This is a genomic window from Vibrio sp. 970 (genome assembly GCF_033339075.1).
Map to the genome: position 1 here is coordinate 1 of NZ_JAWOTW010000852.1, position 511 is coordinate 511.

1 protein-coding gene is annotated in these 511 nt (G+C 46.0%); it reads right to left on the minus strand.

Going from position 1 to position 511, the window contains the following annotated elements; all coding sequences use genetic code 11:
• Positions 1-434, minus strand: a 434-nt coding sequence (locus R7Q11_RS29550; protein ID WP_225467385.1) for a DUF72 domain-containing protein, incomplete at its 3' end; no start/stop codon positions are given.
• Between the last annotated feature and the right edge of the window lie 77 nt (positions 435-511).

Here is a 511-nt window from a genome sequence, read left to right on the forward strand (position 1 = left end):
ATGTGGCGCACTTCAACCCCAAGTGGGAAATTCGGTGGGAAGCTGGCACAAAACTTCTTCAGTCTATCGAGGTGTTCGGGACCAAAAGCGGCAGGAAGCTGAATCGTCCATTGACCGACTCGTTCATGCAGCGGCTCCATGACTTTCATGAAGTCACGTAACTGCTCGCTACAGCCTTTGAGCATTTGTTCGTGGGTGATGGCTTTGGGCAACTTAAACGTGAATTTGAAATCGTCGTGAGTCGCGGCTTTCCAGTTTTGCACCGTGTTGTGTGTCGGAGTGGCGTAAAAGGTGGTATTTCCTTCCACAGTATGAAATACCTGAGCGTATTTTTCTAAACGCTCAGCAGGTTTAGTTCCACTACCGTAAAAGCTTTGTTGCCATTGGTTGTGAGACCACATGGTTAAACCAAGTCGAAGGGGTAAATTATCCATCATTCTTTATTGTTTGTATCTCCTGTACGCACTTTACGAGAGTTTTGCTGAAATAGGTAATTTCACGCTATAATCCC